Annotated in this window: 1 protein-coding gene; it reads right to left on the reverse strand. The window is 63.0% G+C overall.

The annotated features are described in order from the left end of the window. On the reverse strand, nt 1-341 hold a 341-nt coding region (locus tag SB754_RS19540; protein ID WP_410784058.1), incomplete at both ends, for a peptidoglycan bridge formation glycyltransferase FemA/FemB family protein.

Raw genomic sequence — 341 nt, forward strand, 5'->3', positions numbered from 1 at the left:
GCATGCCACTTCAGGGCATAATTGGCGCGCAGGTGCTCGCCCTCCTCGCTCATCCCTCCGTACAGCTCAAAGGCGGTGTATCCGCTGGTGGAGAGCCACAGGAAGGCAACGACGTCGTCGCCGCTGAAAGCCGCATAGACCGGCGAGTCATCGCCCAGGTTGTCGAAGATGTCCAGGTAGTAGCCGTCTTCGTGGATGCCGAAACCGGCACGCTCGGCGGTCTGCTTGTACACGGCAAGGCACTGGGGAATCTCGTCCCGGGAAACCCGGCGGTAGTCCAGCGCCTCCCGGCCGGACTTGCGGATGTACTGCCGGTGCTTCTTGGACATTTCGCCGAGCAG

The organism is Leifsonia sp. SIMBA_070 (assembly GCF_046534635.1).
Lineage (GTDB): Bacteria > Actinomycetota > Actinomycetes > Actinomycetales > Microbacteriaceae > Leifsonia.